This window comes from Stenotrophomonas sp. TWI273, assembly GCF_039674765.1.
Lineage (GTDB): Bacteria > Pseudomonadota > Gammaproteobacteria > Xanthomonadales > Xanthomonadaceae > Stenotrophomonas.
Genome location: NZ_JBDJOA010000012.1, coordinates 1 through 13,086, shown reverse-complemented (window position 1 = coordinate 13,086; position 13,086 = coordinate 1). Strand labels below are relative to the sequence as shown.

Genomic DNA, 13,086 nt, shown 5'->3' with positions numbered 1-13,086 from the left:
TTGCGGGTTCTCCTGCGAACCTCCGGTGTGACCCGGAGGTTCTCCAATGTGAATTACTTCGAATACAACTCGACGATCAGCGCTTCGTTGATATCCGCAGGCAGGTCCGAACGATCCGGCACGGCCTTGAAGATGCCGGCGAACTTGCCGGAATCAACTTCAACCCACGACGGACGCAGGTCATGCGTAGCAGACACGGTCAGGGCTTCCTGGACGCGCAGCTGCTTGGCAGCCTTCTCGGACAGAGCGACAGCGTCGCCAGCCTTGACCTGGTACGAAGCCAGATTGACCGACTTGCCGTTCACGGTGACACCGCGGTGCGAGACCAGCTGACGGGCAGCCGGACGGGTCACTGCGAAGCCCATGCGGTAAACGACGTTGTCAAGACGGGTTTCCAGCAACTGCAGCAGGTTCTCGCCGGTGTTGCCCTTCTTGGTCGAGGCCTTCTTGTAGTAGTTGCGGAACTGACGCTCCAGCAGACCGTAGATACGCTTGACCTTCTGCTTTTCACGCAGCTGGGTAGCGTAGTCGGACAGCTTGCCCTTACGGGCAGTGGCGCCGTGCTGGCCGGGCTTCTGCTCCAGCTTGCACTTGGAGTCCAGCGCGCGCGCCGGGCTCTTGAGGGAAAGGTCGGCGCCTTCGCGGCGGGCGAGCTTACAGGTAGGACCGATATAACGAGCCATTTCTTATCGCTCCTTTAGACGCGACGCTTCTTCGGCGGACGGCACCCGTTGTGCGGGATTGGCGTCACGTCGATGATGTTGGTGATCTTGTAGCCCACGTTGTTCAGCGAGCGCACGGCCGACTCACGACCCGGACCCGGGCCCTTGATGCGGACTTCCAGGGACTTGACGCCGTAGTCGAGCGCGGCACGGCCGGCCTTCTCGGCAGCCACCTGGGCAGCGAACGGGGTGGACTTACGCGAACCGCGGAAGCCAGCGCCACCGGAGGTCGCCCACGACAGAGCGTTGCCCTGACGGTCGGTGATGGTCACGATGGTGTTGTTGAAAGAAGCATGGACGTGGGCGACGCCGTCAGTGACGACGCGCTTGATCTTCTTCTTGGTCTTAGCGACGGGCTTAGCCATTTCTTAGGTCCCTTACTTCCTGATCGCCTTGCGCGGGCCCTTGCGGGTGCGGGCGTTGGTACGGGTGCGCTGGCCACGAAGCGGCAGACCGCGACGGTGACGCAGACCGCGGTAGCAGCCCAGATCCATCAGGCGCTTGATCGCGATACCGATTTCACGGCGCAGATCGCCTTCCACGATGTACTTGCCGACTTCGAGACGCAGACGCTCGATTTCCGGCTCCGACAGATCGCGGATCTTGGTGGTCGAGGTCACGCCTGCGGCGTCGCAGACCTTCTTCGAACGGGTACGGCCGATGCCGTAAATGCTTTGCAACCCGACCCAGACGTGCTTCTGGGCTGGCAGGTTGACGCCTGCAATACGCGCCATGACGCGGTTCTCCAGCTGAGTGATGGCCGACAGCGCACCATGGGCGCGCCAATCCGGCAGGATGGATCAAAAAAGTGAACTAGCGATTCTATCAAGGTCTCGGTTTACTGGGAAGCCCGTGGAACCTGGAGGTTCCATGGACCCGGCGTGGGGAGTGTGCCCATGCTCCGGCGCCGGATGTCGTTGACTGCAGAGGTTGCCCCCGCCGCCGCCCGCGCTACTCCCGCGCGGGACCACCACATCACACCCCCACCCGAAACCGCTGCAGGGGCCGCCCTTCGATTTGGAAGGCCAGTCCGGGAACCGGAGGGCCTTCGCAACAAGAAGACTAGTGTAACAGGTCAATCAGCCGCGGGCAAAACCGCCGCGGTTGCCGCCCTTCAGGTTGGCCTTCTTCAACAGGCTCTCATACTGGTGCGACATCAGGTGCGCCTGGATCTGGGCAATGAAGTCCATCACCACCACCACCACGATCAGCAGCGAAGTGCCACCGAAGTAGAACGAGGCGCCGAGCTGGGTGCGCAGGATTTCCGGCAGCAGACAGACGATCACCAGGTACAGCGAACCGGCCGCCGTCAGACGGGTCAGCACGGCATCCACGTAGTCGGCGGTCGCCTTGCCCGGACGGATGCCCGGAATCAGCGCGCCCGACTTCTTCAGGTTGTCGGCGGTTTCCTGCGAGTTGAACACCAGCGCGGTGTAGAAGAACGCGAAACCACTGATCAGCGCGGCGAACACGATCATGTGCAGCGGCTCGCCCGGCCCGAGGGCGTTGGCGACCTTCTGCAGCCACGTGGCCGAACTGGCCTGGCCGGACCACATGGCCAGCGTCGTCGGGAATGCCAGGATGCTCGAGGCGAAAATGGCCGGGATCACGCCCGCCATGTTCAGCTTCAGCGGCAGGAACGAGGTCTGGTTCATGTACGCGTTGCGGCCACCCTGGCGACGTGCGTAGTTCACCGTGATGCGGCGTTGGCCGCGCTCGACGAACACCACGAAGTAGGTGAAGGCCAGCACCACCAGCACGATCAGCAGCAGGGCGATGAAGCTCATGTTGCCGTCGCGGTAGGCTTCCACGGTGTGGATGACCGCGCCCGGCAGGCCGGCCACGATGCCGGCGAAGATGATCAGCGACACACCGTTGCCGATGCCGCGCTCGGTGACCTGCTCACCGACCCACATCAGGAAGATGGTACCGGCGGTCAGCGCGACGATGGCGGTGAGCACGAAGCCCATGCCCGGTGCGTAGACGACCGGGGCACCGCCCGGGGAGACCTGGTTCTGCAGCGCCAGCGCGATGCTGCCGCCCTGCACCACCGCCAGCAACACGGCGCCGATGCGGGAATATTGGGTGATCTTGCGACGACCCGATTCACCTTCCTTCTGCATCGACTTCAATGCGGGGAAGATGTGGACCGCCAGCTGCATCACGATGGATGCCGAGATGTACGGCATCACGTTCAGCGCGAAAATGCTGAAACGGTGCAGGGCGCCGCCCGAGAACATGTTGAACATGTCCACGATGCCGCCGCCCTGCGCCTGCATGAGCGCAAGCATGGCATCGGGATTGACGCCAGGCACCGGCACATAACAGCCGATGCGGTAGACGATCAATGCCCCGATGACGAACAGCAGTCGCTGGCGGAGTTCCGTGAACTTGCCGAGCCCGCCGCCGAGGTTACCAATGCCAGCTTGCGCCATGTCTTACTCCTGTACGCTGCCGCCGGCAGCTTCGATCGCGGCCTTGGCACTGGCCGTTGCAGCGACGCCCTTCAGGGTGAATGCCTTGGTCAGGTCACCCTTCATGACGATCTTGGCACGCTTAGCGGTGCTCGGGACCAGCTTGGCAGCGCGCAGCGCGGCAAAGTCGATCTCGCCAGCTTCCAGACGCTCAAGCTGGTAGGACAGCACTTCAGCCGTGTCCTTGGCGATCTTCGAACGGAAACCGACCTTCGGCAGACGACGCTGCATGGGGGTCTGGCCGCCTTCGAAGCCTGCCTTGATCTTGCCGCCACCCTTACGGGCGAACGAACCCTTGTGGCCGCGGCCGCAGGTCTTGCCCAGGCCGGAGCCGATACCACGACCGACGCGGGTACGCTCTTTACGAGCGCCCGGTGCCGGGCTCAATTCATTCAGATGCATGGTCATTGGATTATTCCTCAACCTTGACGAGGTAGTGGACCTTGTTGATCAGACCGCGAACCTGCGGGCTGTCCTTCAGTTCACGGACATCGTTCAGCTTACCCAGGCCCAGCGCACGCACCGACAGGCGATGACGCGCCTGGGCACCACGCAGGCCGCGAACCAGACGGACCTTGACGGTCTTGACGGTGTCATTAGCCATGGTTGAGATCCTCCACCTTCTTGCCGCGCTTGGCCGCGATGCGGACCGGCGACTGCATTTCGGTCAGACCCTTCAGCGTGGCGCGAACCAGGTTGATCGGGTTACGCGAGCCGACGGCCTTGGCCAGCACGTTCTTGACGCCAACGGCTTCCAGGACGGCGCGCATGGCACCACCGGCGATCACACCGGTACCTTCGGAGGCCGGCATCATGAACACGCGAGCTGCGCCGTGGCCGGACTTCACCGGGTGCCACAACGTGCCGTTGTTCAGATCGACATTGGCCAGGTTCTTGCGAGCCTGTTCCATCGACTTCTGGATCGCGACCGGCACTTCACGCGCCTTGCCGTAACCGAAACCGACCTTGCCTGCGCCGTCACCGACCACGGTCAGTGCGGTGAAGGTGAACTGGCGACCGCCCTTGACGGTCTTGCTGACGCGGTTGACCGCGACCAGCTTTTCGATCATGCCGTCGTCGACTTTCTCTTCGCGGCGATCGCGATCGCGACCCCGCTGCTGACGTTCTTCTGCCATGTTGATTCCTTGATTGATTGAGTATGTACGGCTCAATGCCGCTTATAGCTGTGGAATGAAGCGGTGGATCGAGCGCCCCTGCAGAAGAAGGACGTCGCCCGGCGCAACCCGCGCCGGCAGGCAGGCGGAAGCGGGGACCAGCCCCGCTTCCTTATCCCTTAGAACTGCAGGCCGCCTTCGCGGGCTGCATCAGCCAGTGCCTTGATGCGGCCGTGGTAGCGGTAGCCCGAGCGGTCGAAAGCGACCTTCTCGATGCCCGCAGCCTTGGCGCGCTCGGCGACCAGCTTGCCAACCTTGACGGCGGCGTCGCTGTTCTTGCCGTTCTTCAGGCCTTCCTTGACGTCGGCCTGGGTGGTGTTGGCCGACGCCAGCACCTTGGAGCCATCGGCGGTGAAGACCTGGGCGTACAGGTGCTGACCGGTGCGCAGCACCGACAGGCGCGGCACGCCGAGCACACGGATGTGTGCACGGGTCGACTTGGCACGACGCAGACGAGCGATGTTCTTGTTCATGATCTTTTTCCTTGGAAAGCTGAGGACCTGAATTAGGCCTTCTTGGCTTCCTTACGAATGATGACTTCGCCGGCGTACTTCACACCCTTGCCCTTGTAGGGCTCCGGCGGACGGAAGCCACGGATCTTGGCGGCAACTTCGCCAACGCGCTGCTTGTCGGTGCCCTGGACCAGCACTTCGGTCTGGGTCGGGGTCGAGATGGTGATGCCTTCCGGCGCCACGAACAGGACCGGATGCGAGAACCCGAGCGACAGGTTCAGATCCTTGCCCTGCATGGCGGCACGGTAACCGACGCCGACCAGCTCAAGCTTGCGCTCGAAGCCGTCGGTGACGCCCTTGACCATGTTGGCCAGGATGGCGCGCACGGTGCCGGTGAGGGCGACCAGCGAGGCATCGTTGGCGGCCAGGGTGGCAACGCCGTTGTCGACAGTGATTTCAACGCCGGCAACCTTGGCAAGCGACAGGGTGCCCTTCGGGCCCTTCACGCTGACGGATTCCGGCTGGATGTTCAGTTCAACGCCCTTGGGCAGGTTGACTGGCTTCTTGGCTACGCGGGACATAGTTGGTTCCTTCTCGCCTTAGGCCACGAAGCACAGGACTTCGCCGCCGACGCCCAACTGGCGCGCCTGCGCATCAGTCATGATGCCCTTGGAGGTGGAGATGATGGAGATACCCAGGCCGTTGAGGACCTTCGGCAGCTCGGACTTGCCACGGTACTGGCGCAGACCCGAACGCGAGAAGCGCTTCAGGGTCTCGATGACCGGCTTGCCCTCGAAATACTTCAGGACGATTTCAAGCTCGGCCTTGTTGTTCTCGATCTTGGTCACGCGCAGATCGGTGATGTAGCCTTCGGCCTTCAACACCTCTGCGATTGCCACCTTGATCTTGGACGACGGTGCTTTCACCGTCTGCTTGCCAACCGCGGCCGCATTCTTGATGCGTACCAGCAGGTCGGCGATGGGATCAGTCATGCTCATAGTCGATACCTTTGAGTGCACCGATATCCGCTTTCGCGAAAATCTTGTGTCTACCTGGAATGGGCCAGGGCCCGTCTTCACACACTGCTCACGCCTTGCGGGCGAGCAAGACGCGGGAGTATACGGCAAAAAGAGCCCGACTTGCGTCGGGCTCCCTTAATCCGGGATCAGAGCCGGGAAACCGGCCCTTCTCCCCTGCCCTGCGCCGTGAAGGCGCCGGGCAGTTGAAGGGACGAATCCCTTACCAGCTGGCCTTGCGCAGGCCCGGCACGTCACCACGCATGGTGGCTTCGCGCAGCTTGTTACGGCCCAGGCCGAACTTGCTGTACACGCCACGCGGGCGGCCCGAGAGCTCGCAACGGTTGCGGTGACGGCTCGGCGACGAATCGCGCGGCAGCTTCTGCAGCTTGATGACGGCCTCGGCCTTTTCGTCGTACGACGCGGTCGCGCTGGAGATGATCTTCTTCAGCTCTTCACGCTTGCCGGCGTACTTGACGGCCAGCTTCGCACGCTTGAGGTCGCGGTTGACCATGGAGGTCTTTGCCATTTCGGATTCCTCGACGTATCAGTTACGGAACGGGAACTTGAACGCTGCGAGCAGCGCCTTCGCTTCCGCATCGGTCTTGGCGGTGGTGGTGATGGCGATATCCATGCCGCGGATCGCGTCGACAGCGTCGAAGTCGATTTCCGGGAAGATGATCTGTTCCTTCACACCCATGTTGAAGTTGCCACGACCGTCGAAGGAACGACCCGAGACACCACGGAAGTCGCGCACGCGCGGCAACGAGATGTTGATCAGACGGTCCATGAACTCGTACATCTTTTCACGACGCAGCGTGGTCTTGCAGCCGATCGGCCAACCATCGCGGATCTTGAACGATGCCACCGAGACGCGGGACTTGGTCACGATCGGCTTCTGACCGGAGACCTTGGCCATATCGGCGACGGCATTTTCCAGGATCTTCTTGTTCGTGGCTGCTTCGCCGACACCCATGTTCAGGGTGACCTTGACCAGCTTCGGAACCTGCATCGGATTGGTGTAGCCGAACTGCTTCATCAGCGCCGGCACCACTTCTTCCTTGTAAAACTTTTCGAGACGGGAATTCATCTGCTCATTCCTCAGGCGTCGAGCGCCTCACCGCTGGAGCGGAACACACGCAGTTTGCGTCCATCCTCCAGCACCTTGAAGCCAACGCGCTCGCCCTTGCCCGAAGCCGGGTTCAGCACATTCACGTTGGAGATATGGATCGACGCTTCACGCTCGACCACGCCGCCGGCAACGCCTGCCTGCGGGTTCGGCTTGGTGTGGCGCTTGACGATGTTCACGTTGGCGACGATCACACGATCGCCGTCGACGCGGACGACTTCGCCCTGCTTGCCCTTGTCCTTGCCGGTGTTGACGACAACCTGGTCGCCCTTCTTGATACGGTTAGCCATGATTATCTCCTGTCGCTCACAGCACTTCGGGAGCGAGCGAGACGATCTTCATGAACTTCTCGGAACGAAGTTCACGCGTCACCGGTCCGAAGATGCGGGTACCGATCGGCTCTTGCTTGTTGTTGAGCAGGACCGCGGCGTTGGCATCGAAACGGATCAGCGAACCATCGGCGCGACGCACACCCTTGCGGGTACGCACCACGACGGCGTCGAACACTTCACCCTTCTTGACCTTGCCGCGCGGGATTGCATCCTTCACGGTGACCTTGATGATGTCGCCAATGTGCGCGTAGCGGCGCTTGGAGCCGCCGAGCACCTTGATGCACATCACTTCCTTGGCACCGGAATTGTCCGCGACTTCGAGGTAGCTCTGCATCTGGATCATGAGTCAGATCTCCTTATTGAACCGCACGCGTGATGACTTCCACCACGCGCCAGTTCTTGGTCTTGGACATCGGAGCAATCTCGGTCACACGAACGACATCACCTTCGTTGCAGGTGTTGTCGGCGTCGTGTGCGTGCAGCTTGGTCGAACGCTTGATGTACTTGCCGTACAGGGCGTGCTTGACCAGGCGCTCCACCAACACGGTGACCGTCTTGTCCATCTTGTTGCTGACGACACGGCCTTCGACCGTGCGCAGCGTCTTGCTGTCGTTGTTATCGCTCATCGCGGCCATCCTTACTTGGTGCTGCCGAGCAGGGTCTTGACGCGAGCGATCTCGCGGCGAACCCGGCGGGTTTCGTGGGTCTTCGGCAGCTGGCCAGTGACCTGCTGCATACGGAGCGAGAACTGCTCCTTACGCAGGTCGATCAGGTGGCTCTTCAGGTCGTCAGCCGACTTTTCGCGAAGTTGTTTGATATCCATCAGAGCACCGTCCGGGTCACGAAAGTGGTGGTCACGGAGAGCTTGGCGGCAGCCAGGCGGAACGCCTCACGTGCCACGTCTTCTGCGACGCCTTCGATTTCATAGATCATGCGGCCGGGCTGGATCTGGGCTACCCAGTACTCCACGTTGCCCTTACCAGAACCCATTCGGACTTCGATGGGCTTCTTGGTGATCGGCTTGTCGGGGAACACTCGGATCCACATCTTGCCGCCGCGCTTGACGTAGCGGCTGATCGAGCGGCGAGCCGCTTCGATCTGACGCGCGGTCAGCTGACCATGAGCGGTTGCCTTCAGGCCGTATTCGCCGAAGCTGACAGCGTTGCCGCTCCAGCTCAGACCATCGTTACGGCCCTTGTGTACCTTGCGGTATTTGGTTCGCTTGGGTTGCAACATTGTCGTTACCTCGCTTCACGAGCCGGGCGCGACGGACGGTCACCGCGGTCGCCGCGATCGTTACGATCGTTGCGCGGGGAATCGTCCTGCTTTTCCTGGCCAACCTGGGAGAAATCGAAGACTTCGCCCTTGTAGATCCAGACCTTGATGCCGATGATGCCGTAGGTCGTCTTGGCTTCAGCGAAACCATAGTCGATGTCGGCACGCAGCGTATGCAGCGGCACGCGGCCTTCGCGGTACCACTCCGAACGGGCGATTTCCGCGCCGTTCAAGCGGCCACCGACGTTGACCTTGATGCCCAGGGCACCGAGGCGCATCGCGTTGCCGACCGAGCGCTTCATCGCGCGGCGGAACATGATGCGACGCTCCAGCTGCTGCGCGATCGACTCGGCAACCAGCTGTGCGTCCAGCTCGGGTTTACGCACTTCGGTGACGTTGATGTGCGCCGGGACGCCCATCATTTCGCTCACTTCCTTGCGCAGCTTCTCGATGTCCTCACCGCGCTTGCCGATCACCACGCCCGGACGGGCGGTGTGGATCGTCACGCGAGCGGTCTTTGCCGGACGCTCGATCAGGATCTTGCTGATGCCGGCCTGCGCAAGCTTCTTGCGCAGCATGTCCCGCACCTTCAGGTCGGCTGCCAGATAACCAGCGAACTCGGCCTTGTTGGCGTACCACTTGGAGTTCCAGTCCTTGGAAATGCCGAGGCGGATACCAATCGGATGAACTTTATGACCCATGGTGTTTTCCTTTCCGCTTACTTGCCGGCGCCCACAACCACAGTGATGTGGCTGGTGCGCTTGAGGATGCGGGTGCCGCGGCCTTTCGCCCGCGCCATGAAACGCTTCAGGGTCGGACCTTCATCTACCATGATGGTCTGTACCTTCAGCTCGTCGACGTCGGCGCCCTGGTTGTTCTCGGCGTTTGCAATAGCCGACTCCACCACCTTCTTGATCAGGTGGGCAGCCTTCTTGTCCGAGAACTTCAGCAGGTTGACCGCACGCTCGGCCGGCAGGCCGCGCACCTGGTCAGCGACCAGGCGGGCTTTCTGCGCAGAGATGCGCGCGGAGCGCAGGATTGCTTTCGCTTCCATTGTCATCTCTCCTTACTTGCCCGACTTCTTGTCACCACCGTGACCCTTGAAGGTCCGGGTGATGGCAAATTCGCCGAGCTTGTGGCCGACCATGTTCTCGTTGACGAGCACCGGAACGTGGTTCTTACCGTTATGAACGGCGATGGTGACGCCTACCATTTCCGGCAGGATCATCGAACGGCGCGACCAGGTTTTGATCGGCTTCTTGCTACCCGCAGCGGCTTCCACCTTCTTGATGAGGTGGTGATCGACAAACGGGCCCTTCTTGAGTGAACGTGCCATGGTCGATTAGCCCCTACGATCGCGGACGATGAATTGCTGGGTGCGCTTGTTCTTGCGCGTCTTGTAACCCTTGGTCGGGACACCCCACGGGGTGACCGGATGCGGGTTGCCCTGGCCGGCCTTCGCCTCACCACCGCCGTGCGGATGGTCAACCGGGTTCATGGCAGCACCACGAACGGTCGGGCGGACACCACGCCAGCGCTTGGCGCCAGCCTTGCCCAGCTTTTCCAGGTTGTGTTCGTCGTTACCGACTTCACCGATGGTGGCGCGGCACTCGACCGGCACCTTACGCATTTCACCCGAGCGCAGGCGCAGGGTGGCGTAGATACCTTCACGAGCGACGAGCTGCACGGCAGCGCCGGCGGCACGCGCGATCTGGGCACCCTTGCCCGGCTTCAGTTCGATGCCGTGGACAGTGGTACCGACCGGGATGTTGCGCAGCGGCAGCGTGTTACCGGTCTTGATCGGCGCATCCGAACCCGCGATCACCTGGTCACCGGCCTTCAGGCCCTTCGGTGCGATGATGTAGCGGCGTTCGCCGTCGACGTAGCACAGCAGGGCGATATGGGCGGTGCGGTTCGGATCGTATTCGATGCGTTCCACGCGCGCCGGAATGCCTTCCTTGTTGCGCTTGAAGTCGATGACGCGGTAGTGCTGCTTGTGACCACCACCCACGTGACGGGTGGTGATGCGGCCGTGGTGGTTACGACCACCGGACTTGCTCTGCGGCTCCAGCAGCGCTGCATGCGGCGCGCCCTTGTGCAGATCGGGCGTGACCACGCGCACGGCCGAACGACGGCCGGGAGAAGTGGGTTTGAATTTCATCAATGGCATGGGATGGACCTCAGGCCTTGGCCGTTACATCGATGGACTGGCCATCGGCGAGACGCACGTACGCCTTGCGCCAATCGCCGCGGCGGCCGGTGCGGTTACGGAAGGACTTGTTCTTGCCCTTCACGTTCAGCACGTTGACCGATTCGACCTTGACGTCGAACAGCTGCTCAACCGCGGCCTTTACATCGGCCTTGGTGGCTTCGTTCGAAACTTCGAAGACATACTGGTTGGAATGTTCCTGCAGGCGCGCGGTCTTTTCGGAGACTCGCGGAGCGCGCAGCACGCTGAAGACTTTTTCGTTGCTGCTCATGCCAGCCACTCCTCGACCTTCTTGACCGCATCAGCGGTGATGACGACCGTGTCGGCACCGACCAGCGACACCGGGTCCAGGCCCTGCACGTCACGCACTTCCACGTAGGGAATGTTGCGCGCCGACAGGTACAGGTGCTCGGAAGCATCTTCGGTGACGATCAGCGGACGCTTGCCCACTTCCAGGCCGGCCAGCTTGGCGATCAGAGCCTTCGTGTTGGTCGCTTCGACATCGAAGGACTCCACGATGGTCAGACGGCCCTGGCGGTTCAGCTCGGACAGGATCGCGCACATGGCTGCACGGTACTGCTTACGGTTGACCTTCTGCTCGAAGCTGCGCGGCTTGGCCGCGAAGGTGACACCGCCGCCGATGAAGATCGGAGCCGTCAGTGCGCCATGACGCGCGCCGCCGCCCTTCTGCTTCTTCGACTTCTTGGTGGTACCAGCCACTTCAGAGCGAGTCTTCTGTGCCTTGGTGCCGGCGCGACCGGCGTTGCGGTAAGCAACGACGACCTGGTGAACCAGATCTTCGCTGAAATCGCGACCGAACACGGCATCGGAGACCGAGACCTTGTTGTTGCTACCCGTGATAACGAGTTCCATCGTCATCTCTCCTTATGCCTTGCTAGCCGGACGAACGATCACGTCACCACCCGCTGCGCCCGGAACGGCACCACGGATCGCGATCAGACCACGCTCGACATCGACCTTCACCACTTCAAGGTTCTGGGTGCTCTGCTGCACCGAACCCATGTGGCCGGACATCTTCTTACCCGGGAAAACGCGACCCGGGGTCTGGCGCTGGCCCAAGGAACCCGGCGCGCGATGCGACAGCGAGTTACCGTGGGTTGCATCGCCCATACGGAAGTTGTAGCGCTTGATGGTGCCCTGGAAGCCCTTACCCTTGGTGACACCCTGGACGTCGACCTTCTGGCCAACCTCAAAGATGTCCGCCTTGACTTCGCCGCCAACGGCGAAATCGCCGAGCTGCGCGTCTTCAACGCGGAATTCCCACAGGCCACGGCCCGCGTCGACCTTCGCCTTGGCGAAGTGACCGGCTTCCGGCTTGTTGACCAGGGCAGCGCGACGCGCGCCGACGGTCACCTGCACGGCGCTGTAGCCGTCAGCTTCGACGGTCTTGATCTGCGCGATGCGGTTCGGGGTAGCTTCAATCAGGGTTACCGGGATGGCCTGGCCATCTTCGGTGAACACGCGGCTCATGCCAGCCTTGCGGCCCACGAAGCCCAACGAATATTTCTTCGTCATGGTCGTAGTCCTCAGGTCAGCTTGATCTGAACGTCGACGCCGGCAGCCAGTTCGAGCTTCATCAGCGCGTCCACGGTCTTGTCGTTCGGGTCAACGATATCGAGCACGCGCTTATGCGTGCGGGTCTCGTACTGGTCACGCGCGTCTTTATCGACGTGCGGCGAGACGAGAATGGTGTAACGCTCGATCTTGGTCGGCAGGGGGATCGGGCCACGCACTTGCGCGCCGGTCCGCTTTGCCGTTTCTACGATCTCGCTGGCCGAACGGTCGATCAAACGATGATCGAACGCCTTCAGCCGAATCCGGATCTTTTGGTCCGCCATGACGGTGGGTTCCTTCGTTAAAAGAGCGACGGACAAGGCCTCTGGGTTGCCTTGTCCCATGAATATCCTGAATGCAGACGCCGCACATTCCTGCGCGGCGACAAGATCTTTCCGTAGACCTCAAAAATCGAGGCAGACCGGTCTCCCGATCTGCCCAGACAAAAAGTATAGCGCGCATACAAGTTGGCAGTCAACAGGGTCACTGTTGACAAAGCCTGAATGGCGCGACCCTTCCTGGTCTGGGGAACACGAGGAGCATCCTGCGCCTCTTTTCCCGTTTGGTTACACCCCGATGCCCTACCCAGGCAACATCGGGGCGCAGATTCTAGCAGATTACGCGATGATCTTGGAGACCACGCCGGCGCCGACGGTACGGCCGCCTTCGCGAATCGCGAAGCGCAGGCCTTCATCCATGGCGACCGGGTTGATCAGGGTGACAACCA

Annotated in this window: 25 protein-coding genes and 1 pseudogene; all 26 read right to left on the bottom strand. The window is 61.8% G+C overall.

Translation table 11 applies throughout. From position 1 onward, the window contains the following. Positions 1 to 53: 53 nt before the first annotated feature. Positions 54 to 683: a 30S ribosomal protein S4 gene (gene rpsD / locus ABE571_RS14410; protein ID WP_019186164.1), complete on the bottom strand. Its 630-nt coding sequence runs from the start codon at positions 681 to 683 to the stop codon at positions 54 to 56. A gap of 14 nt (positions 684 to 697) precedes the next feature. Next, positions 698 to 1,087: a 30S ribosomal protein S11 gene (gene rpsK, locus ABE571_RS14405; protein WP_017355427.1), complete on the bottom strand. Its 390-nt coding sequence runs from the start codon at positions 1,085 to 1,087 to the stop codon at positions 698 to 700. 12 nt (positions 1,088 to 1,099) lie between these two features. After that, on the bottom strand, positions 1,100 to 1,456 hold the full coding sequence (gene rpsM / locus ABE571_RS14400) for a 30S ribosomal protein S13 (protein ID WP_019186163.1): 357 nt from the start codon (positions 1,454 to 1,456) through the stop codon (positions 1,100 to 1,102). Between the two features lie 345 nt (positions 1,457 to 1,801). Beyond that, on the bottom strand, positions 1,802 to 3,157 hold the full coding sequence (gene secY, locus ABE571_RS14395; RefSeq protein WP_019186162.1) for a preprotein translocase subunit SecY: 1,356 nt from the start codon (positions 3,155 to 3,157) through the stop codon (positions 1,802 to 1,804). 3 nt (positions 3,158 to 3,160) lie between these two features. Next, complete coding sequence (gene rplO, locus ABE571_RS14390; RefSeq protein ID WP_019186161.1) at positions 3,161 to 3,604, bottom strand: 50S ribosomal protein L15; 444 nt, start codon at positions 3,602 to 3,604, stop codon at positions 3,161 to 3,163. Positions 3,605 to 3,608: 4 nt separating this feature from the next. Then, positions 3,609 to 3,800 carry a 50S ribosomal protein L30 gene (gene rpmD, locus ABE571_RS14385; RefSeq protein WP_259261111.1) on the bottom strand — a complete coding sequence of 64 codons (192 nt, stop codon included), beginning with the start codon at positions 3,798 to 3,800 and terminating at the stop codon, positions 3,609 to 3,611. After that, positions 3,793 to 4,332 (bottom strand): 30S ribosomal protein S5, encoded by a 540-nt coding sequence (gene rpsE, locus ABE571_RS14380; protein ID WP_313209665.1) that lies wholly within the window; start codon positions 4,330 to 4,332, stop codon positions 3,793 to 3,795. Before rpsE ends, rpmD begins: the two co-directional genes overlap by 8 nt. Positions 4,333 to 4,490: 158 nt before the next feature. After that, positions 4,491 to 4,844 (bottom strand): 50S ribosomal protein L18, encoded by a 354-nt coding sequence (gene rplR / locus ABE571_RS14375; RefSeq protein ID WP_123728451.1) that lies wholly within the window; start codon positions 4,842 to 4,844, stop codon positions 4,491 to 4,493. A 32-nt stretch (positions 4,845 to 4,876) separates the two neighbouring features. After that, a complete protein-coding gene (rplF, locus tag ABE571_RS14370; RefSeq protein WP_121042880.1) occupies positions 4,877 to 5,404 on the bottom strand; it encodes a 50S ribosomal protein L6 in 528 nt (175 codons plus the stop codon). A gap of 18 nt (positions 5,405 to 5,422) precedes the next feature. After that, positions 5,423 to 5,821, bottom strand: coding sequence for a 30S ribosomal protein S8 (gene rpsH, locus ABE571_RS14365; RefSeq protein WP_019186156.1), 399 nt, complete (start codon positions 5,819 to 5,821; stop codon positions 5,423 to 5,425). A 241-nt stretch (positions 5,822 to 6,062) separates the two neighbouring features. Beyond that, positions 6,063 to 6,368, bottom strand: a complete 306-nt coding sequence (rpsN, locus tag ABE571_RS14360; RefSeq protein ID WP_121042878.1) for a 30S ribosomal protein S14 — start codon at positions 6,366 to 6,368, stop codon at positions 6,063 to 6,065. A gap of 18 nt (positions 6,369 to 6,386) precedes the next feature. Then, entirely contained in the window at positions 6,387 to 6,929 is a 543-nt protein-coding gene (gene rplE, locus ABE571_RS14355) for a 50S ribosomal protein L5 (protein WP_019186154.1), read from the bottom strand. 11 nt (positions 6,930 to 6,940) lie between these two features. Then, the gene (gene rplX / locus ABE571_RS14350; protein ID WP_017355416.1) at positions 6,941 to 7,258 is read right to left on the bottom strand and encodes a 50S ribosomal protein L24; all 318 of its coding nucleotides are present in this window, start codon (positions 7,256 to 7,258) and stop codon (positions 6,941 to 6,943) included. A gap of 16 nt (positions 7,259 to 7,274) precedes the next feature. Continuing rightward, a complete protein-coding gene (gene rplN / locus ABE571_RS14345; RefSeq protein ID WP_017355415.1) occupies positions 7,275 to 7,643 on the bottom strand; it encodes a 50S ribosomal protein L14 in 369 nt (122 codons plus the stop codon). Between the two features lie 13 nt (positions 7,644 to 7,656). Beyond that, positions 7,657 to 7,926, bottom strand: a complete 270-nt coding sequence (rpsQ, locus tag ABE571_RS14340; protein WP_121042876.1) for a 30S ribosomal protein S17 — start codon at positions 7,924 to 7,926, stop codon at positions 7,657 to 7,659. Between the two features lie 11 nt (positions 7,927 to 7,937). Continuing rightward, positions 7,938 to 8,123, bottom strand: coding sequence for a 50S ribosomal protein L29 (rpmC, locus tag ABE571_RS14335; RefSeq protein WP_019186151.1), 186 nt, complete (start codon positions 8,121 to 8,123; stop codon positions 7,938 to 7,940). Further along, the gene (gene rplP, locus ABE571_RS14330) at positions 8,123 to 8,536 is read right to left on the bottom strand and encodes a 50S ribosomal protein L16 (RefSeq protein ID WP_019186150.1); all 414 of its coding nucleotides are present in this window, start codon (positions 8,534 to 8,536) and stop codon (positions 8,123 to 8,125) included. Before rplP ends, rpmC begins: the two co-directional genes overlap by 1 nt. A 5-nt stretch (positions 8,537 to 8,541) precedes the next feature. Beyond that, entirely contained in the window at positions 8,542 to 9,276 is a 735-nt protein-coding gene (rpsC, locus tag ABE571_RS14325; protein WP_019186149.1) for a 30S ribosomal protein S3, read from the bottom strand. A gap of 17 nt (positions 9,277 to 9,293) precedes the next feature. Next, positions 9,294 to 9,629, bottom strand: a complete 336-nt coding sequence (rplV, locus tag ABE571_RS14320; protein ID WP_017355410.1) for a 50S ribosomal protein L22 — start codon at positions 9,627 to 9,629, stop codon at positions 9,294 to 9,296. 12 nt (positions 9,630 to 9,641) lie between these two features. After that, complete coding sequence (gene rpsS / locus ABE571_RS14315; protein WP_019186148.1) at positions 9,642 to 9,911, bottom strand: 30S ribosomal protein S19; 270 nt, start codon at positions 9,909 to 9,911, stop codon at positions 9,642 to 9,644. Between the two features lie 6 nt (positions 9,912 to 9,917). Next, a complete protein-coding gene (rplB, locus tag ABE571_RS14310) occupies positions 9,918 to 10,745 on the bottom strand; it encodes a 50S ribosomal protein L2 (RefSeq protein WP_038690292.1) in 828 nt (275 codons plus the stop codon). A 10-nt stretch (positions 10,746 to 10,755) separates the two neighbouring features. Then, positions 10,756 to 11,055: a 50S ribosomal protein L23 gene (gene rplW / locus ABE571_RS14305; RefSeq protein ID WP_019186147.1), complete on the bottom strand. Its 300-nt coding sequence runs from the start codon at positions 11,053 to 11,055 to the stop codon at positions 10,756 to 10,758. Next, positions 11,052 to 11,657, bottom strand: a complete 606-nt coding sequence (rplD, locus tag ABE571_RS14300) for a 50S ribosomal protein L4 (protein ID WP_313217314.1) — start codon at positions 11,655 to 11,657, stop codon at positions 11,052 to 11,054. The genes rplW and rplD overlap by 4 nt, the downstream gene beginning before the upstream one ends. Before the next feature lie 12 nt (positions 11,658 to 11,669). Continuing rightward, complete coding sequence (rplC, locus tag ABE571_RS14295; protein ID WP_019186145.1) at positions 11,670 to 12,320, bottom strand: 50S ribosomal protein L3; 651 nt, start codon at positions 12,318 to 12,320, stop codon at positions 11,670 to 11,672. Positions 12,321 to 12,331: 11 nt separating this feature from the next. Next, positions 12,332 to 12,643, bottom strand: coding sequence for a 30S ribosomal protein S10 (gene rpsJ / locus ABE571_RS14290; RefSeq protein WP_010341589.1), 312 nt, complete (start codon positions 12,641 to 12,643; stop codon positions 12,332 to 12,334). A 333-nt stretch (positions 12,644 to 12,976) separates the two neighbouring features. Then, positions 12,977 to 13,086, bottom strand: a pseudogene (locus ABE571_RS14285) (elongation factor Tu); the annotation flags it as partial.

Coding starts and splice junctions, on each gene's coding strand:
- rplE (WP_019186154.1), bottom strand. CDS start 6,929: ATGAATTCCCGTCTCGAAAAGTTTTACAAGGAAGAAGTGGTGCCGGCG.
- rpsM (WP_019186163.1), bottom strand. CDS start 1,456: ATGGCGCGTATTGCAGGCGTCAACCTGCCAGCCCAGAAGCACGTCTGG.
- rpsJ (WP_010341589.1), bottom strand. CDS start 12,643: ATGGCGGACCAAAAGATCCGGATTCGGCTGAAGGCGTTCGATCATCGT.
- rplB (WP_038690292.1), bottom strand. CDS start 10,745: ATGCCATTGATGAAATTCAAACCCACTTCTCCCGGCCGTCGTTCGGCC.
- rpsH (WP_019186156.1), bottom strand. CDS start 5,821: ATGAGCATGACTGATCCCATCGCCGACCTGCTGGTACGCATCAAGAAT.
- rplD (WP_313217314.1), bottom strand. CDS start 11,657: ATGGAACTCGTTATCACGGGTAGCAACAACAAGGTCTCGGTCTCCGAT.
- rpsK (WP_017355427.1), bottom strand. CDS start 1,087: ATGGCTAAGCCCGTCGCTAAGACCAAGAAGAAGATCAAGCGCGTCGTC.
- rpsE (WP_313209665.1), bottom strand. CDS start 4,332: ATGGCAGAAGAACGTCAGCAGCGGGGTCGCGATCGCGATCGCCGCGAA.
- rpmD (WP_259261111.1), bottom strand. CDS start 3,800: ATGGCTAATGACACCGTCAAGACCGTCAAGGTCCGTCTGGTTCGCGGC.
- rplF (WP_121042880.1), bottom strand. CDS start 5,404: ATGTCCCGCGTAGCCAAGAAGCCAGTCAACCTGCCCAAGGGCGTTGAA.
- rpsD (WP_019186164.1), bottom strand. CDS start 683: ATGGCTCGTTATATCGGTCCTACCTGTAAGCTCGCCCGCCGCGAAGGC.
- rplN (WP_017355415.1), bottom strand. CDS start 7,643: ATGATCCAGATGCAGAGCTACCTCGAAGTCGCGGACAATTCCGGTGCC.
- rpsN (WP_121042878.1), bottom strand. CDS start 6,368: ATGGCAAAGACCTCCATGGTCAACCGCGACCTCAAGCGTGCGAAGCTG.
- rplR (WP_123728451.1), bottom strand. CDS start 4,844: ATGAACAAGAACATCGCTCGTCTGCGTCGTGCCAAGTCGACCCGTGCA.
- secY (WP_019186162.1), bottom strand. CDS start 3,157: ATGGCGCAAGCTGGCATTGGTAACCTCGGCGGCGGGCTCGGCAAGTTC.
- rpmC (WP_019186151.1), bottom strand. CDS start 8,123: ATGGATATCAAACAACTTCGCGAAAAGTCGGCTGACGACCTGAAGAGC.
- rplV (WP_017355410.1), bottom strand. CDS start 9,629: ATGGAAGCGAAAGCAATCCTGCGCTCCGCGCGCATCTCTGCGCAGAAA.
- rplW (WP_019186147.1), bottom strand. CDS start 11,055: ATGAGCAGCAACGAAAAAGTCTTCAGCGTGCTGCGCGCTCCGCGAGTC.
- rpsS (WP_019186148.1), bottom strand. CDS start 9,911: ATGGCACGTTCACTCAAGAAGGGCCCGTTTGTCGATCACCACCTCATC.
- rpsQ (WP_121042876.1), bottom strand. CDS start 7,926: ATGAGCGATAACAACGACAGCAAGACGCTGCGCACGGTCGAAGGCCGT.
- rplO (WP_019186161.1), bottom strand. CDS start 3,604: ATGACCATGCATCTGAATGAATTGAGCCCGGCACCGGGCGCTCGTAAA.
- rplP (WP_019186150.1), bottom strand. CDS start 8,536: ATGTTGCAACCCAAGCGAACCAAATACCGCAAGGTACACAAGGGCCGT.
- rplC (WP_019186145.1), bottom strand. CDS start 12,320: ATGACGAAGAAATATTCGTTGGGCTTCGTGGGCCGCAAGGCTGGCATG.
- rpsC (WP_019186149.1), bottom strand. CDS start 9,276: ATGGGTCATAAAGTTCATCCGATTGGTATCCGCCTCGGCATTTCCAAG.
- rplX (WP_017355416.1), bottom strand. CDS start 7,258: ATGGCTAACCGTATCAAGAAGGGCGACCAGGTTGTCGTCAACACCGGC.